Genomic DNA, 19,331 nt, shown 5'->3' on the forward strand with positions numbered 1-19,331 from the left:
AGCCCGCCTGACCGCTCTCGCCCGGATCCTCCGCGACAGGCTGGGCCCGTCAGCGCCGTCCCTGCCAGGAGTAGAAGCCGTCGCGCAGGTGCTCGAAGGAGTGATCGACGTGGTCGTCCGACCACACCACGTCCTGAAGGCGCCGGGCCGGATCACCCTGGGGGCTCCAGGCGTAGCCGTACGGGCTGGCCAGGTTCTCGCCCTCCTGGAAGACGACCACGCCCTGCTCGCGGCGGACCTCCTCGAACGCCATCCCGCCGACGGTCCTGGGGCCGAGCCGCTCGCCGTCCCGCATGGTGCGGGCGACCGCCTCCATCTCGGCGGACGCGGCGCTGAGCCGGGGGTCGCCGGTGCCGCGGAAGGCCACCAGGGCCACCACCATGACGCCCCCGAGGATGAGGACGCCCACGACCGCCAACGCTCGCACCATTGCCGCATTTTACCCGGTGATGACCTTGGGGGCGGATGGTGCCCGATCGTGGCCGATGTCCGCGGGTCAGCCGCCGTGAACGGGGGTGGTTGCGGTGAGGCGGTAGATCAGCGTGTCCGGGCCGTCCTGTGCCTGCACCCACAGGCGGCCCGTGCCGGGTTCGGGGGCGATCCGGGCGATCCCGGTCCCGCGCGGCAGCACCGCCCTGCGCCACCTGCCCTTCTCCCAGCGCAGCACGTACGGCCGGCCGCCCGGATTGGCCGCCAGCCACAACCCGCCGCCCGCGTCCACGGCCAGCCCCGCCACCCCGGTCCCGTCCAGGGAAAGCTCGACCTGCCGCCAGGCGGCGCCGTCCCAGCGCAGCAGTACCCGCAGCTCCGCGTGATGACCCAGGCACCAGGACGCCTCCGGCCTGGCGACCCGGGCCACCGCCCACGCCCCACCGGGGCCGGAGGTCAGGCGCTCGATCGCATAGCCCTCCCACGAACGGCACCCGAACGAGGTCACCGGCGGCGGGACCTGCCGCCGCCGCCCGTTCTCCCACCGCAGCATCCCCTCGTGGTTGACCAGCCACGGCGGCGCCATCTTCGTGAACTGGGTGTCGAAGCTCTGGTCGCCGCCGGTGGCGACGTCGCGCCACTGCGTGCCGTCCCAGTAGCGGATGCCGACGCAGACGCAGTCCTCGGGCCCGCCCTGCTCGCCCACCCAGACCCGGTCGCGAGCGGCCACCGCCTGCGGCCCGGCGGCGAACTCCCCGCGCGGGAAGGGCCTGCTCACCCACCGGCCCTGCCACTGCAGAGGCTGCTCCCCGCCGAACAGCCACAGGTCGTCACCGGCGGGCGAGGTCACCAGGCTGCCGTGGTCGCTCCAGAAGCGCGGTGGTTTGCCCGCCGGGGCCCAGGCCCGGCCGTCCCAGCGCTGGAGCGCGCCGTCCTTGCCGATCAGCCACGCCTGCCCGGACGCGGTCGCCGCCATCGACTGGACGGCGGCCCGCTGGGTGAGCGTCAGCTCCCACACCGGCCTCGGCGGCCCGCCGCCCGACAGGCAGGCGACCAGCAGGACGATGACGGCCGCCACCCGCATCCGGCTCCCTCTCCGCTCGGGGGCGGTCAGCCTATCGCGCGTTCCCGGGGCTGAAAGCGTGCTGTGTGCGGTCTGTGAGTGGGGGGCTGGAGGGTGGGGTCGTTCGTTTCACCTATCACCCGGAGGAACCGGTCAATGTCGCAACGTGTCCTTTCTGTCGTGGCGTCCGCGCTGGTCGTGGGTCTGACGGCGGTGGTCCCGGCCGCCGCCACGCCGTACACGAGTGCCGAGGAGCGGCGCGCCCAGCTGCAGCGGCTGGCGCGCGACCTGGTGGAGGCCGGGGCGCCCGGTGTGATCGTGCGGGTCGACGACGGCCGCGGCAGGCCCGTCGAGATCGCCGAGCAGGCCGCCTGGACCCAGCGGGATCACCTGCTGAAAGCCGACGACGAATTCCGGGTGGGGTCCAACACCAAGGTCATGACGGCCACCCTCGCGCTGCAACTGGTCGCCGAGGGCAAGCTCGCCCTGACCGACCCGGTGGACAAGTGGCTGCCCGGCAAGGTGCCCAACGGCAGGCAGATCACGCTGCGCATGCTGCTGAACCACACCAGCGGCCTGTTCGACTACACCCAGGACGCCGCCCTGCGCCCGGCCATGCTCGGCAAGGACCGGCGGCGGTGGACTTCGGACAAGCTGCTCGCGGTGGGGGTGAAGCACCCGCCGCTGTTCGCGCCGGGCACGAAGTGGTCCTACAGCAACACCGGGTACGCGGCCATCGGCGCCGTCCTGGAACGGGCCACGGGCAAGAGCCTGGCCGGCCTGGTCCGCGACCGGATCGCCCGCCCGCTCGGACTCAAGCACACCTACTACCCGGCCGACGGCACCTGGCGCGGCTCCCATGCCCGCGGCTACGAGCGCGACGCCGCCCACATGCCGCCGGGCGTCCCGGCCGGGTTCAGGAACCTCGCCGGGCCGCGCCGCCACGGTCACGTGGACGTCTCCGGCCACGACCCCGGGTGGGGCGCGGCGGCCGGCGCGGTGGTGTCCACCAGCCAGGACTGGGCCCGGTTCTCCACCGCGCTGATGTCCGGCAAGTTGCTGCCCGCCGCCCAGCTGGCCCAGATGCGGGCCACGGTGCCGGTGGACCCCGCCCGGCCGGACGGGCCCGGCTACGGCCTGGGCGTCCAGACCGGCACGACCCCGTGCGGCACGTTCTGGGGTCACGACGGCGGCATGCCCGGCTACCTGACCACCACCCTCACCGACCGCACCGGCGGCCGCACGGCGAGCGTGGTCATCGCGACGGAGTACTGGGCCGAGTTCGAGTCCGACCCGAAGATCGCCAAGGCGGCCCAGGCGTTGCAGAGCGCGGTGACCTGCACGATGTTCGGCAAGCCGCGGGCTAGCTGACCGGCGCGGGCGCGGTGATGATCGCGGACACCAGGCTCTCGGCCTCGGCCCGCGACATCGCCGCCCCCGCGGCGTGGGCGGCCGCGAACCCGGCGGCCCCCAGGGCCTCCGTCGCCCGCCGCGTGATCGTCCGCACGTCGGCGTCGCCGGGCTCGTCCCAGCCGCGCAGCACGACAGCGGCCCCGAGCAGCCGCCCCGCCCGCTCACGATGATCAAACGGTGTCCGGACCCGCTGCCCTGCTTGCTCGCGGTCATCAAGCTGGGCCCCGTGCCGCTGTCCAGTCCGCCCAGCTTGGCCACCACCGGCCGCGGGCGGGCGGGACAGCTCGATGGCCGCGAGGGCGAGCGCGATGGCGGCGGCGACCGGGGTGTTCCACGTCAGCGTCACGTGCACCGCCGGGTGGTCGAGCCGGCGTACCGCCCGCTCGGGGTGGCCCTCGGCGACGTCCACGTGCGCGAGCACGCTCAGCAGCAGCGCGGCCAGGTGCGGCGTCGACCGGCCGGGCGCCGCCTCCGCCAGCCCCGCGCCGGCATGCTCGCGCGCCGCGTCGAGCCGCCCGGCCCGCCACTCCAGCCGGGCCAGCCCCAGGCGGACCTGCGCCCGCGACTCCGCCGACCCGGCCCTCTCCAGCAGGTACGCGAGCTGCCGCCGCCCGCCCTCCACGTCACCGGCCTCGGCCAGGTGCGTCGCGGCGGCCACCTCGCTCTCCATCGTGTGCTCGGCCATGCCGAGTTCCCGAAAGCAGCGGCCTGCCCGCTCGGCCATCCCCAGCGCGGCGGCCGGGTCGCCGCTGCGGCGCAGCGCCGTGTTCAGGGTGCTCAGCGTGGTTCCGAGGCCCCACCGCTCGCCGACCTCCTCGAACCCGGCCAGCGCCGCCCCCAGCAGCCGCGCCGCCTCGGCGGCGTGCCCGCCGTTCATGGTCAGCACGCCGCGGACCAGCAAGGCCAGCGACCGGCTCCAGAGATCCGTCCGCTCGCCCGAAGGGCTCGGCAGGCCGGCCCGCGAGCCCACGGCCAGCGCGAGCCCGGCCATGTCCAGAAGAGGGTGCGTGCCGGGCGCGGCCTGTTCCAGCGCCGTCCCGATCCGGGCGAAGGCCGCCGCGCCCTCGTCCGGACCGCTGATGGTCTCGGTGGTGGCCAGCGCGTGCGCGGCGACCACCAGCGCGCGGGATCGCGGATCGCTCGCGCCGCGGGTATCGAGGACCCGGCCGAGCAGGTCGAGCGACTCCGGCGGGTGATCGCGCAGGAACCAGAACCAGCTCAGCGCGACGCCGAGCCGTACCGCGAGATCGGCGTCGCCGGACTCGGCCGCCCACCGGATCGCGGCCGCCAGGTTGTCACGCTCCGCGCCGAGGCGGGCCAGCCAGCGCAGTTGCCCGGCGGTGCGCAGGTGCGGGTCGGCGGTCTCGGCCAGCCGGAGGAAGAACCTGGCGTGCCGGTCGCGTACGGCACCGGGCCGCTCCTGCCGCTGGAGCCCGTACTCCCGGATGGTCTCCAGCATGCGGTAGCGCGGCTCCAGCGGGTCGGCGGACTCGGCCGGGTGCAGCAGGGACTTGTCGACCAGAGCCGTCAGCAGCTCGCCGGCGTCGTCCATGCCGCCGATCGCCGCCGCCGCGTCCTCGGTGAAGGTGCCGGGCACGACCGCCAGCCGTTCCAGCAAGGTCCGCTCGTCGCCGTCGAGCAGGTCCCAGCTCCACGCCACCGCCGCGCTCAGGGTCTGATGGCGCGGCAACGCCGTACGGCTGCCGCCGCTCAGCAGCCGGAAGCGGTCGTCGAGCCGGGCCGCGACCGCCTCGACCGGCAGGGCGCGCAGCCGGGCCGCGGCCAGCTCGATCGCCAGCGGCAGGCCGTCCAGGCGGCGGCAGATCTCGACCGCGGCCGTCAGCGCGCCGCCTTCCAGGGCGAAACCGGGCTTCACCGCGGCGGCCCGGTCGTGAAACAGCCGGAGCGCGGCGCAGGCGCGCGCCCGCGCGGCCGTCGAGCCCGGTTCCGGCAGCTCCAGCGGGAGCACCGGGTGCAGGCTCTCGCCGTCGATCCGCAGGGGTTCGCGGCTGGTGGCCACCACCCGCAGTCCCGGGCAGCGGCCGAGGAGCGTCGCGGCGAGCGCGGCGGCGGCCTCGATCACGTGCTCGCAGTTGTCCAGCACCAGCACCACGTCGTCGCCGGCGAGGTTGCCGGCCAGGCGGTCCACGATCTCCTCCGGGGCGACCGGCCGCGCCGGGCCGGGCTGCTCGCGGGCCCGCAGCCGGTCGAGTACCGCCCGGGGCACGTCGCCGGCGCCGGCCGGGGCCAGGGGGACGAACCACACCCCGCCGGCCGGCGTGAGCCGCCTGCCGACGGTCGTGGCCAGCCGCGTCTTGCCCGACCCTCCAGGACCGGTCAGCGTGACCAGCCGGACCCGGCCGAGCAGCGCGGCCACGCGGCGTACGTCGTCGTCGCGGCCGACGAAGCTGGTCAGCGGGAGGTCCAGGTTGCCGGGCGGGCGGCGGCGTTCGCCGCGCAACACCGCCAGGTGGGCCTCGCGCAGGTGCGGGCCGGGATCAGTGCCGAAACTCTCCGCGAGCAGGGCGCGGACACGTTCGTAGGCGGCCAGCGCCTCACCGCCGCGGCCGGTCAGCGCCAGGGCCCGGATCAGCTGGGCGTGCAGGCGTTCGCGCACCGGGTGCGCGGCGCTCAGCGCGTCGAGTTCGGCGACCAGGTCGGGGTCGGCGCCCAGCGTCAGGTCGGCTTCGATCCGGTCCTCCAGGACGGCCAGCCTGGCGCGCTCCAGCCGTTCCGCCTCGGCGGCGGCGAACGGCGCCGCGCGCACGTCGGCCAGGGCGGGGCCGCGCCACAGGCTCAGGGCTTCGCGCAGGACGGCGGGGGCCTCGGCGGGCGAACGCCGTGCCTGGCGGGCCAGCCGTTCGAACCGGAGCGCGTCGACCGCGTCCGGCTCGACGGCCAGCCGGTAGCCGTCCGGGCCCGAGGTCAGCAGCCCCGGGTCGCCCAGCAGGCGCCGCAGCCGCGACACCAGCGTCTGCAGCGCGTGCAGGGGAGCCTCCGGCGCCGCCTCGTCCCACAGGTCCTCGGCCAGCGCGGCGGGCCGTACGGCATGCCCGGCCTCCAGCGCCAGCCGGGCCAGCAGCACCCGCAGCCGGGCGCCCCCGACCGGCGTCGGGCCGGAGGCGGTCTCCAGCGTCAGCGGACCGAGCACGCCGACCCGCACCCGCGCCCCGGCGCCCGCCTCGGTCTCCTTGGCCATGGCCAGAAGTGTGTCAGAGGGCGCGCGGCCCGCCGTACCAGGAGAGGGCCGACGGGGGTGAGGGTCAGTAGGAGCGGCCGAACAGCACGCGCTTGCCGTAGGCGGCGGGCTGCCCGCAGCGGACGCAGGCGCCGCTGTCGGGCGGCGCGTCCAGCGGGACGCACCGCGGCGTGGCGGCGCTCTCGGCCTTGATGTCGTTCTCGCACACGGCGCGGCCGCAGTGCAGGGCCGAGGCCCAGCCCGTGGTGACGGCGTCGGCGAACGCCTCCCAGGTGCCGACGGTACGGGTGCGGGCCTCGCGGAACTCGGTGGCCCGGCGCAGGAGGAAGGCCTGGAAGTCGGCGAGCACGCCGGGCATGATCGCGGCGACGGAGCCGAGCGGGATCGTCCGCTTGCCCTCCTCGCCCAGCCGCTTGGCCATGACCACGGTGCCGGACTCCAGCTCACGCGCACCGAGTTCGAGCCGGACCGGGGCGCCGCGCAGCTCCCAGTCGTTGAACCGGTAGCCGGGTGAGAGATGGTCGCGGTCGTCGACGTGCGCGCGGACGCCGGCCGCCTTGAGCCGGCCCGCCAGGTCGCGGGCGGCGGCCGTGACCTCCTCGCCGCGGCCGATCGGGACGATCACGACCTGGTACGGCGCGAGCCGGGGCGGCAGGACCAGCCCTTTGTCGTCGCCATGCGTCATGACGACGGCGCCGATCATCCGCGTGGTCATGCCCCACGACGTGGTGTGGCACCATTCGAGCCGCCCGGCGGGCGAGGTGTAGCGGATCTGAAAGGCTTTGGCGAAGTTCGTCCCCATGTAGTGGGAGGTGCCGGACTGAAGCGCCTTGCCGTCGCGCATCATGCCCTCGACGGTGAACGTGCGTTCCGCGCCCGCGAACCGCTCCCCTTCGGTCTTCTCACCGGGCACCACGGGCAGCGCCGCGATGTCGCGGCAGACCTCGGTGTACAGGCCGAGGGCGAGCATCGTCTCGCTCATCGCGCCCGCCTCGTCGGCGTGCGCGGTGTGACCCTCCTGCCACAGGAACTCCGTCGTGCGCAGGAACATCCGGGGCCGCAGCTCCCAGCGCACGACGTTCGCCCACTGGTTGAGCAGCAAGGGCAGGTCGCGGTGGGAGGACACCCAGGTGGCCATCATCTCGCCGACGATCGTCTCCGAGGTGGGCCGGACGACCAGCGGCTCTTCCAGCTCCTTGCCGCCCGCGTGCGTGACGACCGCGAGTTCGGGCGCGAAGCCCTCGACGTGCTGCGCCTCGCGTTGCAGGTAGCTCTCCGGGATCAGCAGCGGGAAGTACGCGTTCTCGTGGCCGGTGTCCTTGATCCGCTGGTCCAGCTCTCCCTGGAGGAGTTCCCACAGGCGGTAGCCGTACGGTCGGATGACCATGGTGCCCTTCGCCGGTCCCCGGTCGACGAGCTGGGCCTTGGCCACCAGCTCGTTGTACCAGGCAGAGAAGTCCTCGCTCTGAGGTGTCACACCGCGTTCGTCACGTCCCATGCAGGGAGGTTAGGAGGGCGGAGGGCCGGGGTCATCTGGTTTTCTCGCGTGCTGCCGTACGGTGGGTAGTCACTTTTCCCCGAAGAGAGGACATCATGACCGGGTACGCGCCGGTGAACGGCATGCAGATGTACTACGAGATCCACGGCTCCGGCGGGACGCCGCTGCTCCTGCTGCACGGCGGTCTGTTCAACATCGACCTGCAGTTCGGCGCGCTGATCCCGGGCCTGGCCGCGACCCGCCAGGTCATCGCCGCCGACTTCCAGGGGCATGGGCGCACCAACGACGTCGACCGGCCGCTGACCGTGGCCGACCTGGCCTCCGACGTCGTGGGCCTGCTGAAGCACCTGAACGTGCCGCGGGCGGACGTGTTCGGCTTCAGCGTCGGCGGCGCGGTCGCGCTGCACCTGGCGATCCGCCATCCCGAGCTGGTGCGCAAGGCGATCATCTCGTCGGTGTCCTTCCACCCCCGCGGGGACCGTTCTGAGAACACCGACGCCGTGGGCGAGATGACCGTCGACATGATCGCCGGCACCCCCATGGAGCAGGACTACCTCGCCAAGTCGCCGCACCCGGAGCGGCTGCAGACGCTGCTGGACAAGCTCGGCGCCTTCGACCCCGGCTTCGCCGGCTGGTCGGACGACGACGTCCGCGCCATCGCCGCACCCACCCTGATCACCGTGGGCGACTGCGACGCCGTCAAGCTCGATCACGCCGTGGAGTTCCTACGGCTGCGCGGCGGCGACGTCAACGGCGACTTCGTCGGTGTGCCCGCTTCACAGCTGGCGGTCTTCCCCGGCACGACCCATTTCAACGGACTCGGCCACACCGACGTGGTGCGTGACGTCGTGCTGACCTACCTGGACGCCCCGATGCCCGAGTAGGGCGCGGTCGGCTCAGGCGCAGAAGTCGGTGATGACGCGGGTGAGGACGTCGGTGAGGTGGTCCAGGGAGGCGAGGTCCACCCACTCGACGTCCGCGTGCGCGCCCCCGCCGTCGACGCCGAACAGCAGGCAGGGGATGCCGGCGCGGTCCAGGAGGGAGGCGTCGGTCCAGAAGGGTTCGCCGCGGACCGTGGGCGGGCGGCCGAGGACGGCCTGTGCGTGGCGGGTCACGGCGCGGACCACCTCCGCCTGCGGGTCCGCCTCGAACGGGTCGCGGCGCAGGCCGGGCTCCAGGCGGTAGCGGAAGCCGGGGACGGTGGCGGCCAGGTCGTCCAGGAGGGCGGTCAGTTCCGCCCGCGGATCCTCGCCGGGGACGGTGCGGCGCTCCACCGTGACGCGGCATTCGGCCGGGTAGGTGGACGGCTCGCGGCCGCCGCGGATGACGGAGGCGTGCACGGTTCCGGCGCCGAGCAGCGGGTGGGACGGGCTCCGCGCGAGCCGCGCTCCCAGGCGCTCCAGCGCGACCAGGAAGTGGCCGGCCTTGGCGATGGCGTCGACGCCGAGGTCGGGCCGCGAGCCATGGGCGGCGCGGCCCTCGATCACCACGTCGAACCAGGCGAAGCCCTTGTGGGCCAGCGTCACCTCCAGATGGCTCGGCTCGGTGACGATCGCCGCGTCGGCGGTGAAGGACCTCAGCACCTCCTCGGTGCCGAAGCTGGCGTGCTCCTCGTCGGCGACGCAGGCCAGGATGACGTCACCGCGCGGCCCGGCGTCGCGGGCGCGGGCCGCGGCGATCATCATGGCCGCGATGCCGCTCTTCATGTCGAACGCGCCCCGGCCGAACATCTTGCCGTCGTGGACGCGCGGGCCGAGGGGGTCGCCGTCGTAGCCGGCCGTACCCACGGTGTCGAGGTGGCCGTTGAGCATGAGCGACCGGCCGCCGCCGATGCCGCGGGCGACGGCGACGAGCGAGGGGCGGCCCGGACGTTCTTCCAGCCGGTGAACCTCGAAGCCGCGCCCGGCCAGCCACTTGCCGCAGTACCCGGCGACGGCGCTCTCGCCCGCCCCGCCGGGCACCAGGTCCGGGTTGACGGAGTCAAGGGCGATCAACCGCTCCAGAAGGCGTCCGGACTCCATGAACGATCAGGTTACGGACTCCGGGACCGGCTCGGCCAGCTTTCGTGCGGCGGCCATGGTGGCCCGGCCGGACGGCAGCCGGGCGGCGAACGCGATCGCGACGACCGCCGCCACGCCCGCGGCGATCAGCAGGACCTGCACGCTGACCACGTCGGCCAGCGGCCCGAACACGACGGTGCCGATGGGCGTGGCCAGGGCCATCACGATCGTGACGTAGCTGAACACGCGCCCCTGCATGCCGGGTTCGACGGTCTCCTGGATCAAGGTCATGAACGGGGTCGAGAACGGCGGCACCAGCAGCCCGATCAGGAACATGAACCCGTAGAAGACCCAGAGGTTGGTGCTCAGCCCGAGCGCGACGGTGGCGAGCCCGAAACCGTAGACGGCGATGAGGATCAGCCCCACCGGGCTGCGCTTGGCCAGCACCGTGGACATCAGGACGCCGCCGAGCAGCATGCCGACGCTGAAGGCGACCTCCAGGACGGCCAGCATCCACTCGTCGCGGCCGAAGGTGCGGGCGACCATCAGCGGCGTCATGAACGTGGGCGCCACGGTGAGCAGGAAGATCGTCGCGTACACGACGAGCAGCCAGCGCACGACCGGCTGGCTCTTGATGTAGCGCATGCCCTCGACCAGGTCCTGCCGGTAGGAGGCGGTCGACTCGGCCACCCGCTCCAGCGTCGGGACGGCGACCAGGGCGAGCAGCCCGATGCCGATGACCGCGGTGACCACGTCCAGGAAGAAGACCGGGACGACGCCGAAGGCGGCGAAGATCGCTCCGGCGGCGGCGGGCGCGAGCAGCGCCATCGCCGAGTGGATCGTCTGGAAGATCCCGTTGACGCGCATCAGGTGCTCGCTGGGCACGATCTGCGGGATCATCGCCTGCACCGCGGGGGTCTGGACGCCTGCCCCCACCGAGCGCACCGCGACGGCCAGCAGGACGATCCACAGGTCGGTCACGCCGTTGGCCATCAATATCGCCAGCACCAGCGTCGCCGCGGCGATGCCGCCGTCGGCGATCATCACGAGCACACGGCGGTTCATCCGGTCGGCCAGCACCCCGCCGAAGATCGACACCACGCCCTGCGGCAGGAACGCGGCCACCGCGTAGAGGGCGACCGCCAGCCCGGACTGAGTCTGCAGCGTCACCCACCACATGACCACGTACTGCACGATCATCGAGCCGAACAGCGAAACCGTCTGCCCGGTCAGGAAAAGGGCGACGTTGCGCCGCCAGCCGGTGGTCGTGGTCATGTCGTCTTCCTCTGTGCGCTTGGATCAGTACGCGGGCCACCCTGCCAAGCGGGGATCACCAGCTAACTTCGAACGGTTGAGCGACCCGAGAGATTCCCGCCGGCCGTCATCGGGAGATCAGGACCACGAACTCGTTGCCGTCGGGGTCGGTCATCTCCACCCGGTCCTCGCTCTGCCCGGCCACCGCGGCGCCGAGGGAGACGAGACGGTCGACCTCCTCCTGACCGGAGGCGGAGAGGTCGAGGTAGAGCCTGTTCTTCCCGAGTTTGGGCGCCACGGGCGGACCGCCCCACGTGATCTTCGAGCCGCCGTGCGGCGACTGGATCGCGGTCTCCTCGTCCTGGTCCCAGACCAGCGGCCAGCCCAGAGCCTCGCTCCAGAAGTAGCCGACCGCCTGCGTGCCGTCGGACGACAGCGCGCCGATGAACCCGGTGCCGGCCAGGAACTTGTTGCCCGCCTCGATGACGCAGAACTCGTTGCCCTCGGGGTCGGCCAGCACCACATGCCCCTCTTCCGGCAACTGCCCGACGTCGATGTGCTCGGCGCCCAGTTCGAGGGCCCGCGCCACGGTCCGCTCCTGGCCCTCGGGGGACTCGCTCGTCAGATCGAAGTGACACTGGTTCGGGCCCAGCTTCTCGGCCGGGCTCGGAAGGAACCGGAGGGGAAACTCGGTGTCGGCGCCCGGCAGCAGCACCACGCCGTCGCGGGGGTCCTCGGTCACTTCCCGGCCCAGGAGCTCGCCCCAGAAGCGGGCGAGACGGAGTGGATCTTTGGCGTCGAAGCAGAGCGCGGCGAGCTGAGAGGTCATCCGGCATCTCCCATCAGGTGATGTGCGGCACGCACACCAGGCGTGTGAACGACGCAACGCTAGTCGGCCCGCTGACGGCGCCGCCAACGCTTTAATCCGGCGGCCTTGCGCGTCCGGCAGCCCGCACGACCATCGTCTTGCGGATCCGGCAAGACCTCGTGCCACATCCGCATACCCGCTCTAACGTGGGGATATGCACCCACACGACGCCTCTCACCACGCCCAGGCGGAAATCCTCGACCTGGACGCCGAAGTCCTCGCCGGCCACCTCGCCGCCATCACCGCATGGCTGCCGATCGACACGCCCCCTCGCCGGATCGTGGACCTCGGCAGCGGAACGGGCGCCGGCACCTTCGCCCTCCTCACCCGCTTCCCCGAGGCGCACGTCATCGCCGTCGACTCCTCGCCCGAGCACCTGCACCGCCTGCGCGAGAAGGCGGGTACCCGCGAGGTGGTCACCATCCAGGCCGACCTCGACACCGGCTGGCCCGATCTGGGCACGCCCGATCTCGTGTGGGCCTCGGCCTCCCTGCACCACCTGGCCGACCCCGGCCGCGCGCTGCGCGAGGTCGGCGACATCCTCGCGCCCGGCGGGCTGCTCGCCGTCGTCGAACTGGCCGGCTTCCCCAGATTCCTGCCCGAGTACGCCCCGCAGGACCGCCCCGGCCTGGAAGAACGCTGCCACGCGGCGAGCGCCCGCTTCCACGCCGAGCACGTGCCGCACCGCGGCGCCGACTGGGGACCGAAGCTGACCGCCGCCGGATTCGTCATCGAGGGCGAACGCACGCTCACCGTCAACATCGGCGGCTCCGGCAACGAGGCGGTCGGCCGCTACGCCCTCGCCAGCCTGAGCCGCATCCGCGAGGGCGTCGCCGGCCTCCTCGCGCCGGAGGACCTCGCCGCGCTCGACCGCCTGCTCGACACCGAAGGCCCGCACAGCATCCTGCGCCGCGACGACCTCATGGTCCGCACCGAACGCACCGTCTGGGCGGCCCGCCCGAAGGGATGATCACGACCATCCGGCCGGCGGGCGCTCAGGCCGGATCGCCGGTGTGCGCGAGGGCCGAGGGGGTCAGCCGGCCGACGATGGCCGGGGCCTCGTGGACGAGGCCGTCGTCCTCCACCGCCTCGACCATGAAACGGGCGTAGTCCACGCGACGGGTCAGGTTGCTCGCGAGGATCGGATCGCCCACGTGCCGGCTCCACACCGGCAGGCCCTGGCTCTCGCCCTCCTCCAAGTCGCTGCCGCGCACGACCGTCCAGCGGGTGTCGCTGGCGAAGATCCGCCGGCACGCCTCCACCTGGTCGTCCACGTCGACGACCCCGGCGATCTTGGCCAGCCGGCCGAACACGGCGGCGTACAGCTTGAAGGCCCGGGGATAGACGTCCTTCCCGTCGCGGGTGATGTGCCAGCCGCAGGAGAACACCAGGCGGGCGTCCTTGCGCGCGTGGTCGAGGACGGCCTGGGCCGTACCGGAGGCATAGCGTTTCCTGCCCCAGGGCACCAGCACCGTGAGGACGGCGTCGCAGTCCCGCACCGCCCGCGCGATGATCGCGGGGGTGTTGGTGGCTCCGGGGATCACCGTGACGCGCCCCTCGAAGTCGGCGAGCTTGGCCACGCTCTGCTCCCGGCACACGCCCACGACCTCGTAGCCCCGGTCCAGCGCGTGCCGCACCAGGTAGCGCCCGAGCTTTCCCGACGCGCCGACGACGCACACCTTCTTGCCCGAACCGATCGGTTCCACGGCCCGCTCCTCTGCTCCGCAACACCTACACTTACGGCGTAAGGGTAGAACCTTGCAGTGTAAGGTTGTCAAGCCGTCCCAGCAGAACAGGCAGGAGAACGTCGTGGACGCCGAGACAGCCGGCACGCCTGCGCCCCGGCGCAACTCGCTCACCAAGGAGGTGGTGATCCGTACGGCGGTCGCGCTGGCCGACGAGGCGGGCACCGGCGTGCCGAGCATGCGCAGGCTCGGTGACCGCCTCGGCATCGAGGCCATGTCGCTCTACCACCACTTCCGCAACAAGGACCTGATCCTCGACGGCATGATCGACCTGGTCTTCGGCGAGATCGAACTCCCGCCCGCCGGCATGGACTGGCAGGCGGCGATGCGCCGCCGGTCGGCCTCGATGCGCGCGGCCCTCACCCGCCACCCGTGGGCGATCCGCCTCATGGACTCGCGCACCAACCCCGGCAACGCCACCCTGCGCCACCACGACGCGGTCATCGGCTGCCTGCGCTCGGGCGGCTTCTCGATCGCCGGCGCCTCGCACGCGATCTCGGTGCTGGACGGCTACATCTACGGGTTCACGCTCCAGGAGCTCAGCCTGCCGTTCACCTCGCCGGAGGGGCTGGAGGACGTGGCGGGTTCGATCATGGAGCAGCTGCCGCACGAGGAGTTCCCGCATCTCAGCGAGATGCTCGCCGAGCGGGGTCTCAAGGGTGACTACGCCTACCAGGAGGAGTTCGACGTCGGCCTCGGGCTGATCCTCGACGGGCTGGAGCGCCGGCGGGAAGGCTGGCGGTAGCCGGTGGTCAGGCCAGGAAGCGCAGCAGTTCCTTGGTGACGAACCGGGGGTTCTCCTCCACGAGCCAGTGCCCGGCCTTCGGCACGTCCACCGCCCGCACGATGTTGGTCAGGCGCGGGGCCACCGTGGCCTTGATCGCCTTGATCTGGCCCTGGGCGCTCATGACCAGGGCCGGGACGCGGACCGGCTTGGCCGCTTTGGCGTCGCCGACGTCCTTGTCCAGGCTGCGGTAGAGGTCGAAGCCGCCGGACAGGGCCGCGGGGCGGCTGTAGGTCCTGGCGTACTCGTTGATCTCGGCGTCGGTGAACGGGGATCGGGTCGAGGTGCCGCCGAACGCGGTGCCGCCGAAGGAGACCTGGGGGTAGAACAGGGCCAGGTAGTCGCGGACGTCGTCCCCCACTACCGTCTCGGGGACCTTGGGCTGGGAGTGGAAGGCGATGTGCCAGCTCAGCGAGCGGTAGGTGCGCGCGTCGATGCCGGGGCCGGGCAGCGGCAGGTCCAGGTAGCCGAGGCGGGCGGTGTCGGCCGGGAACTGGGCGGCGTACTGGAAGGCCACGGCGGCGCCGAGGTCGTGCCCGATCACGCGGGCGTCCCGCACACCCAGGCGCTCGGCCATCAGGGTGTGGACGTAGCGGGCGAGGGTGGCCTTGTCGTAGCCGGTCGGGGAGCCGGTGCTGTCGCCCAGTCCGGGCAGGTCGACGGCGTAGACGGTGTGGTGCTTGGCCAGCTCGGGCATGATCGGCCACCAGCCGTACCAGGTCTGCGGCCAGCCGTGCAGCAGGACGACCGGCGGACCGCTGCCGCCGGCCACGTAGTGCATCCGGACGCCGTCCACGTCGGCGAACTCGTGCCGGAAGGTGCTCGTGAACTTGGGGTCGTTCCGCGTGGCGGCGGTGTGGGCGGGAGCGGAGGTGGGAGCGGGAGCGGGCCCGGCCGCCGGTGCGGCGCAGGCGCCCGCGCCGGCGGTGAGCAGGACGGCGAGCGTGAGAGAGGCCATCGTGCGCAGAAGACGGCGTGGCCGTGGTGCGGAGATCATGTGTTCCTGTCCTGGATGAAGGGGTGGAGTCAGCGGCCGGTCGCGCCGTCGATCAGTTCGCGGAGGATGTCCGCGTGACCGGCATGGCGGCCGGTCTCCTCGATCATGTGGACGAGCGCCCAGCGGACACTGCCCGGGTCGGTGTTCCGGTCGAGAACCTCGTTCGCGCGCTCGACCGTCTCCCGGTAGCGGGTGACGACGTCGGCGACGCTGTCGGCCGGCGCCGCCCGGAAGGTCGACGGCCAGTTGGTGACCTTGTCCCCGAGGAACGTCGCGCGCTCGACGAACGTGAGGTGGTTGAGCAGGCCGAGCAGGTTCGTGCCCGACGGCACTCCCGCCGTTCTGACCTGGGGTTCCGGGGCGCCGTCGACCTTCGCGGCGATCGAGTTCCTGAGGTAGTCGAGGAAGCCGCGCAGGACCTCGGTCTCGCCGCCGCCGGTGCGGGGCGGCGGAGTGTCTCTACGGGTCATCGTGATCTCCTTACGGTGCCGTGCGGCGGATGAGCAGGACGTGGTCGGTCACCTCGGCGGTACGCCCGCCGGGACCGGTCGCGATCCGGCGGGGCGCGTCGGCCCGTTCGACCGTCCACGTCGCCGGGTCCAGATCGATCCCCGCTGCGACCTCCAGCGGGGCGGGAAACCGGGCATCGGGATCCTGGTTCCACGACCACGGCGTGGCCGAGCCGTGGTCGACGACCAGCAGGCGCCCGTCCACGCGCAGCGCGTGCGCGGCCACCCGCAGCACGCTCGCCCTGTCCAGGCCGAACGGGGTGTGCAGGTAGTGGGCGCAGATCAGGTCGTACCCGCCTCGCGGGAAGGATTCACGCAGGTCATGCCGCTCGGCGACGACCCGCTCGCCCAGGCCGCGGGAACGGGCCAGGCGGGCGAGCCGTTCGACCGCCACGGCCGAGATGTCGGCGGCGGTGACGTGCCAGCCGCGGCGGGCCAGCCACAGCGCGTCCCCGCCGGCGCCGCAGCCGAGGTCCAGCGCGGCGCCGGGCGGCAGGTCCGCGACCGTCTCGGCGAGGCGGTCGTTCGGCCGGGGGTCGGTGGCGGCCGGGCGGGCGGTGTGGACGCCGTCCCAGAACGTGGCCGCATCGGTGGTGCTCATCGAGGTTCCTTCCGTCGTGACGCGCCCAGGTTCACCGGGCTTGCCATGGTTCGGCAAGGAAACTTGCGGTTCTGGCAAGATGGCCCCGTGGACCAAGAAACGGATGACGTGCTCGACGGCGTGGGGACCCGGCTGCGTACGCTGCGGCGGGAACGCGGCCTCACCCTCGCCGACCTCGCCGCGACCACCGGGGTGTCGGAGAGCACCCTGTCCCGGCTGGAAAGCGGGCAGCGCCGGGCGACGCTGGAGTTGTTGCTGCCGCTGGCGCGTACCTACGACGTGCCGCTGGACGACCTGGTCGGCGCTCCGCGCACGGGCGACCCCCGCATCCACCTGAAGCCGGTGCAACGTTTCGGGATGATCTTCATCCCGTTGTCCAGGCGGCCGGGCGGGGTGCACGCGTTCAAGATGATCATCCCGGCCGTGCCGGAGCCGCTCGAGCCGACCCCGCAGACCCACGACGGCTTCGAGTGGCTGTACGTGCTCAGCGGGCGGCTGCGGCTGGTGCTCGGGGAGCGTGACCTGACGCTTCCGGCCGGGGAGGCGGCCGAGTTCGACACGTCCCTGCCGCACTGGCTGGGCAGCGCCGACGGGGGAGCGGTCGAGCTGCTCATCCTGTTCGGCCTGCAGGGCGAGCGCGCGCACGTACGCGCGCACCCTCACGAACGCCGCTGACCTGGTATTTCCATATGGAGTTATACCAGCGTTTACAAATTCCCTTCCCATCAGATCAGGAATATGGTCAAACGCTTTTCCTATACGGAAAGAGTTCCGGCAATTTCCGCCCTTCCTTAATTGCCAATCGGTGATTAAAATCACGTCGATGACGACGCATCTGGCTCGTTACCTCACACCGATGGAGGACAGCTCCCGGTGGGACGGGTTCGAATTCCGGCCTGGCGACATTGTCATCAATTCGCCGGCGAAGTGCGGCACCACCTGGACGCAGATGATCTGCGCGCTCCTGATCTTCCAGACGCCCCGGCTGCCCGCGCCCCTGTCCAGCCTCTCCCCGTGGATCGACATGCTCGTGCGTCCGAAGCAGGAGGTCTGGGACCGCCTGGCCGCGCAGCAGCACCGCCGTTTCATCAAGACCCACATCCCGCTCGACGGAATCCCGAGCGATCCGCAGGTCACCTACATCACCGTGGGCCGTGACCCCCGCGACGTCGCCATATCCCTGCGCAGCCACGGCAAGAACCTCAAGCGCGACGTGATCCGCCGCCTGATCAACCAGGCCGCCCACCCCGGTCCCGGCGGGTCGGAGGCGCCGGTGGACGCCTATGACGAGCGGGACCTGCTCGACGAGCGGTCGTACACCTTACGCTGGGTGGACAACGACGACTCGCCGTTCGTCAACCTCGACTCGCTGCGTGCGCTGATCTGGACGCAGAGCCGCGCCTGGATGCGCCGCGAGCAGCCGAACGTCATCCTGCTGCACTACGCCGACCTGTCCGCCGACCTCGCCGGGCAGATGCGCCGCCTCGCGGAGCGGCTCGGCATCGACATCCCCGAGAGCAGGTGGCCCGAACTGGTCGAGGCGGCCACGTTCCGGCAGATGCGCGACCGCGCGACCGAACTGGCGCCCGACGAGCAACTGGGCTACATCCGTGATCGCGAACGCTTTTTCCGCAGCGGCAAGTCAGGCGAATGGGAGCAGTTCCTCACCACTGAGGACCGGGCGCGCTACGACCGCCGGATGGCCGAACTCGCGGAGCCCGGCTTGCTGGAATGGCTCCATCACAGACCCGATAACCGATGATAAATCAGGAAATTCCGGATAAACCACCCGACGCGCTTGAGTTTGTGACGGTCGAGCGCGTCCCCTCGTTAGGCGGCATTTCCGAGCGTGTGTGGAATGACGTCGCCGACCCGCGGGACCTGTACCAGAGCCACGCGTGGCTGCGGGCCCTGGAGCAGTCCGGTGACGCACCCGTCACGTACCTGATAGCCCGGCGGCCCGGGGACCCGCGCGTCCTCGGCGCCCTGCCCCTCTACGACTCACTCCCCAGCCGCGGCGACTACCTGAGCTGGCCCGAACTGCACTTTCGCGACCTCATCGCCGCGAGCTCGCGCGGTGGCCGGCTGGGACTGCTGGCCGGCTCCTGCGCGGGGTTCGGCACGCGGCTCATCGTGGACCGCGCCCTGCCGAGCCCGGCCAGGACCGCCGTCCTGCGCGCGCTCCGGGACGCCGCCCGCGCCGTCGCGGCCGAGCGCGGGCTCCCGTACACCTTCTTCCTGTTTCTCGACGCCGCCGCGTGGAGAGACCTCGCACCGGTGACCGCAGACGGAGATCACCACCGGCTGGCGAGCGTCGCGCAGACCGAGCTGGAACTCCCCGGAGCGGGCTTCGAGGACTACCTGGCGACGCTGCCGCGCAACACCCGCACCAGCGCGCGCAGGGAGACAGGGGTCTTCGCCAAGGAGTGTTCGGCCGAGACCGTGCCTCTCCGGGAAGCCATCCCGGCCGTGGCTCCGATGATCGTGAACGTGCGGGCCAAGCACGGGATGGCGTACAGCGTGGACGTGGTCACGCGGCGCCTGTCGGCCTATGCCCGCGCGCTCGGGGACGCCGCGGCCACGGCCCTGCTGTGCCGGGCGGGGAGCCGGCTCGTCGGCGCCGGGGTCATGTGCCGCTGGCATGACCGGCTGTACGTGACCGATTTCGGGCGCCTCGAAGACGGGGCGCCCGACCCGTTCGTGTACTTCAACGCGGCGATCTACGAACCCGTCAAGCACGCCTACGCGGCCGGGCTGTCGAGGGTCGTCACCGGCGCGGGGGCGGAGCTGGGCAAGGCCCGGCGCGGTTCGGCCGTGCTCCCGCTGGTGCACCTGGCGTGGGCGGCGGACGGCCGGGACCGGCGGATCGGCACCGCGCAGGCGGAGGAACGCAGGACGCACTGGCGCCAGTTACGCAGCGCTCACCCCACGTACTTCCCCGCGGTGTGGGATGAGCTGTTGTGACGTGACA

The 19,331-nt window shown here is 72.4% G+C and carries 18 protein-coding genes; 7 read left to right on the forward strand and 11 right to left on the reverse strand.

The window, feature by feature from the left end:
- Positions 1-49 precede the first annotated feature (49 nt).
- Together ACFWY5_RS30505 and ACFWY5_RS30510 are read right to left on the reverse strand one after the other, a co-directional pair.
- Positions 50-430 carry a hypothetical protein gene (locus ACFWY5_RS30505; protein ID WP_379636014.1) on the reverse strand — a complete coding sequence of 127 codons (381 nt, stop codon included), beginning with the start codon at positions 428-430 and terminating at the stop codon, positions 50-52.
- 66 nt (positions 431-496) lie between these two features.
- Entirely contained in the window at positions 497-1,513 is a 1,017-nt protein-coding gene (locus tag ACFWY5_RS30510) for a hypothetical protein (protein ID WP_379636016.1), read from the reverse strand.
- A gap of 135 nt (positions 1,514-1,648) precedes the next feature.
- Between ACFWY5_RS30510 and ACFWY5_RS30515 the strand changes: the two genes are divergently transcribed.
- Positions 1,649-2,863, forward strand: a complete 1,215-nt coding sequence (locus tag ACFWY5_RS30515; protein WP_379636018.1) for a serine hydrolase domain-containing protein — start codon at positions 1,649-1,651, stop codon at positions 2,861-2,863.
- Here ACFWY5_RS30515 and ACFWY5_RS30520 read toward each other — a convergent pair.
- Together ACFWY5_RS30520 and proS are read right to left on the reverse strand one after the other, a co-directional pair.
- Positions 2,856-6,104: a BTAD domain-containing putative transcriptional regulator gene (locus ACFWY5_RS30520; protein WP_379636020.1), complete on the reverse strand. Its 3,249-nt coding sequence runs from the start codon at positions 6,102-6,104 to the stop codon at positions 2,856-2,858. The genes ACFWY5_RS30515 and ACFWY5_RS30520 overlap by 8 nt on opposite strands.
- Before the next feature lie 64 nt (positions 6,105-6,168).
- A complete protein-coding gene (gene proS, locus ACFWY5_RS30525) occupies positions 6,169-7,602 on the reverse strand; it encodes a proline--tRNA ligase (RefSeq protein WP_379636022.1) in 1,434 nt (477 codons plus the stop codon).
- 95 nt (positions 7,603-7,697) lie between these two features.
- Here proS and ACFWY5_RS30530 point away from each other — a divergent pair, with 95 nt between their 5' ends.
- A complete protein-coding gene (locus tag ACFWY5_RS30530) occupies positions 7,698-8,486 on the forward strand; it encodes an alpha/beta fold hydrolase (protein ID WP_379620981.1) in 789 nt (262 codons plus the stop codon).
- Positions 8,487-8,498: 12 nt separating this feature from the next.
- Here ACFWY5_RS30530 and ACFWY5_RS30535 read toward each other — a convergent pair whose 3' ends face one another.
- The 3 genes from ACFWY5_RS30535 to ACFWY5_RS30545 all read right to left on the reverse strand — a co-directional run bounded on the left by ACFWY5_RS30535 (position 8,499) and on the right by ACFWY5_RS30545 (position 11,685).
- Positions 8,499-9,623, reverse strand: a complete 1,125-nt coding sequence (locus ACFWY5_RS30535; protein WP_379636024.1) for a M20/M25/M40 family metallo-hydrolase — start codon at positions 9,621-9,623, stop codon at positions 8,499-8,501.
- A gap of 6 nt (positions 9,624-9,629) precedes the next feature.
- Positions 9,630-10,877, reverse strand: coding sequence for an MFS transporter (locus ACFWY5_RS30540; protein WP_379636026.1), 1,248 nt, complete (start codon positions 10,875-10,877; stop codon positions 9,630-9,632).
- A 106-nt stretch (positions 10,878-10,983) separates the two neighbouring features.
- Entirely contained in the window at positions 10,984-11,685 is a 702-nt protein-coding gene (locus ACFWY5_RS30545; protein ID WP_379620975.1) for a VOC family protein, read from the reverse strand.
- Between the two features lie 193 nt (positions 11,686-11,878).
- Here ACFWY5_RS30545 and ACFWY5_RS30550 point away from each other — a divergent pair, with 193 nt between their 5' ends.
- Positions 11,879-12,694 carry a class I SAM-dependent methyltransferase gene (locus tag ACFWY5_RS30550; protein WP_379636028.1) on the forward strand — a complete coding sequence of 272 codons (816 nt, stop codon included), beginning with the start codon at positions 11,879-11,881 and terminating at the stop codon, positions 12,692-12,694.
- 25 nt (positions 12,695-12,719) lie between these two features.
- On the opposite strand, the gene ACFWY5_RS30555 is transcribed toward ACFWY5_RS30550, so the two are convergent.
- The gene (locus tag ACFWY5_RS30555) at positions 12,720-13,430 is read right to left on the reverse strand and encodes an NAD(P)-dependent oxidoreductase (protein ID WP_379620971.1); all 711 of its coding nucleotides are present in this window, start codon (positions 13,428-13,430) and stop codon (positions 12,720-12,722) included.
- Between the two features lie 103 nt (positions 13,431-13,533).
- Between ACFWY5_RS30555 and ACFWY5_RS30560 the strand changes: the two genes are divergently transcribed.
- Positions 13,534-14,214: a TetR/AcrR family transcriptional regulator gene (locus ACFWY5_RS30560; protein ID WP_379636029.1), complete on the forward strand. Its 681-nt coding sequence runs from the start codon at positions 13,534-13,536 to the stop codon at positions 14,212-14,214.
- Positions 14,215-14,221: 7 nt separating this feature from the next.
- On the opposite strand, the gene ACFWY5_RS30565 is transcribed toward ACFWY5_RS30560, so the two are convergent.
- From ACFWY5_RS30565 to ACFWY5_RS30575, 3 genes are all read right to left on the reverse strand, one after another.
- Positions 14,222-15,211 (reverse strand): alpha/beta fold hydrolase, encoded by a 990-nt coding sequence (locus tag ACFWY5_RS30565; protein ID WP_379636031.1) that lies wholly within the window; start codon positions 15,209-15,211, stop codon positions 14,222-14,224.
- Between the two features lie 68 nt (positions 15,212-15,279).
- A complete protein-coding gene (locus ACFWY5_RS30570) occupies positions 15,280-15,720 on the reverse strand; it encodes a DinB family protein (protein ID WP_379636033.1) in 441 nt (146 codons plus the stop codon).
- A 10-nt stretch (positions 15,721-15,730) separates the two neighbouring features.
- The gene (locus ACFWY5_RS30575) at positions 15,731-16,360 is read right to left on the reverse strand and encodes a class I SAM-dependent methyltransferase (RefSeq protein ID WP_379636035.1); all 630 of its coding nucleotides are present in this window, start codon (positions 16,358-16,360) and stop codon (positions 15,731-15,733) included.
- Between the two features lie 87 nt (positions 16,361-16,447).
- Between ACFWY5_RS30575 and ACFWY5_RS30580 the strand changes: the two genes are divergently transcribed.
- The 3 genes from ACFWY5_RS30580 to ACFWY5_RS30590 all read left to right on the forward strand — a co-directional run bounded on the left by ACFWY5_RS30580 (position 16,448) and on the right by ACFWY5_RS30590 (position 19,324).
- On the forward strand, positions 16,448-17,035 hold the full coding sequence (locus tag ACFWY5_RS30580) for a helix-turn-helix domain-containing protein (protein WP_379636037.1): 588 nt from the start codon (positions 16,448-16,450) through the stop codon (positions 17,033-17,035).
- A 148-nt stretch (positions 17,036-17,183) separates the two neighbouring features.
- The gene (locus ACFWY5_RS30585) at positions 17,184-18,122 is read left to right on the forward strand and encodes a sulfotransferase domain-containing protein (RefSeq protein ID WP_379636039.1); all 939 of its coding nucleotides are present in this window, start codon (positions 17,184-17,186) and stop codon (positions 18,120-18,122) included.
- Complete coding sequence (locus ACFWY5_RS30590; protein WP_379636041.1) at positions 18,119-19,324, forward strand: peptidogalycan biosysnthesis protein; 1,206 nt, start codon at positions 18,119-18,121, stop codon at positions 19,322-19,324. Before ACFWY5_RS30585 ends, ACFWY5_RS30590 begins: the two co-directional genes overlap by 4 nt.
- The last annotated feature ends 7 nt before the right edge of the window (positions 19,325-19,331 follow it).

The sequence above is a fragment of the Nonomuraea sp. NPDC059007 genome, assembly GCF_042740555.1.
Taxonomy (GTDB): domain Bacteria; phylum Actinomycetota; class Actinomycetes; order Streptosporangiales; family Streptosporangiaceae; genus Nonomuraea.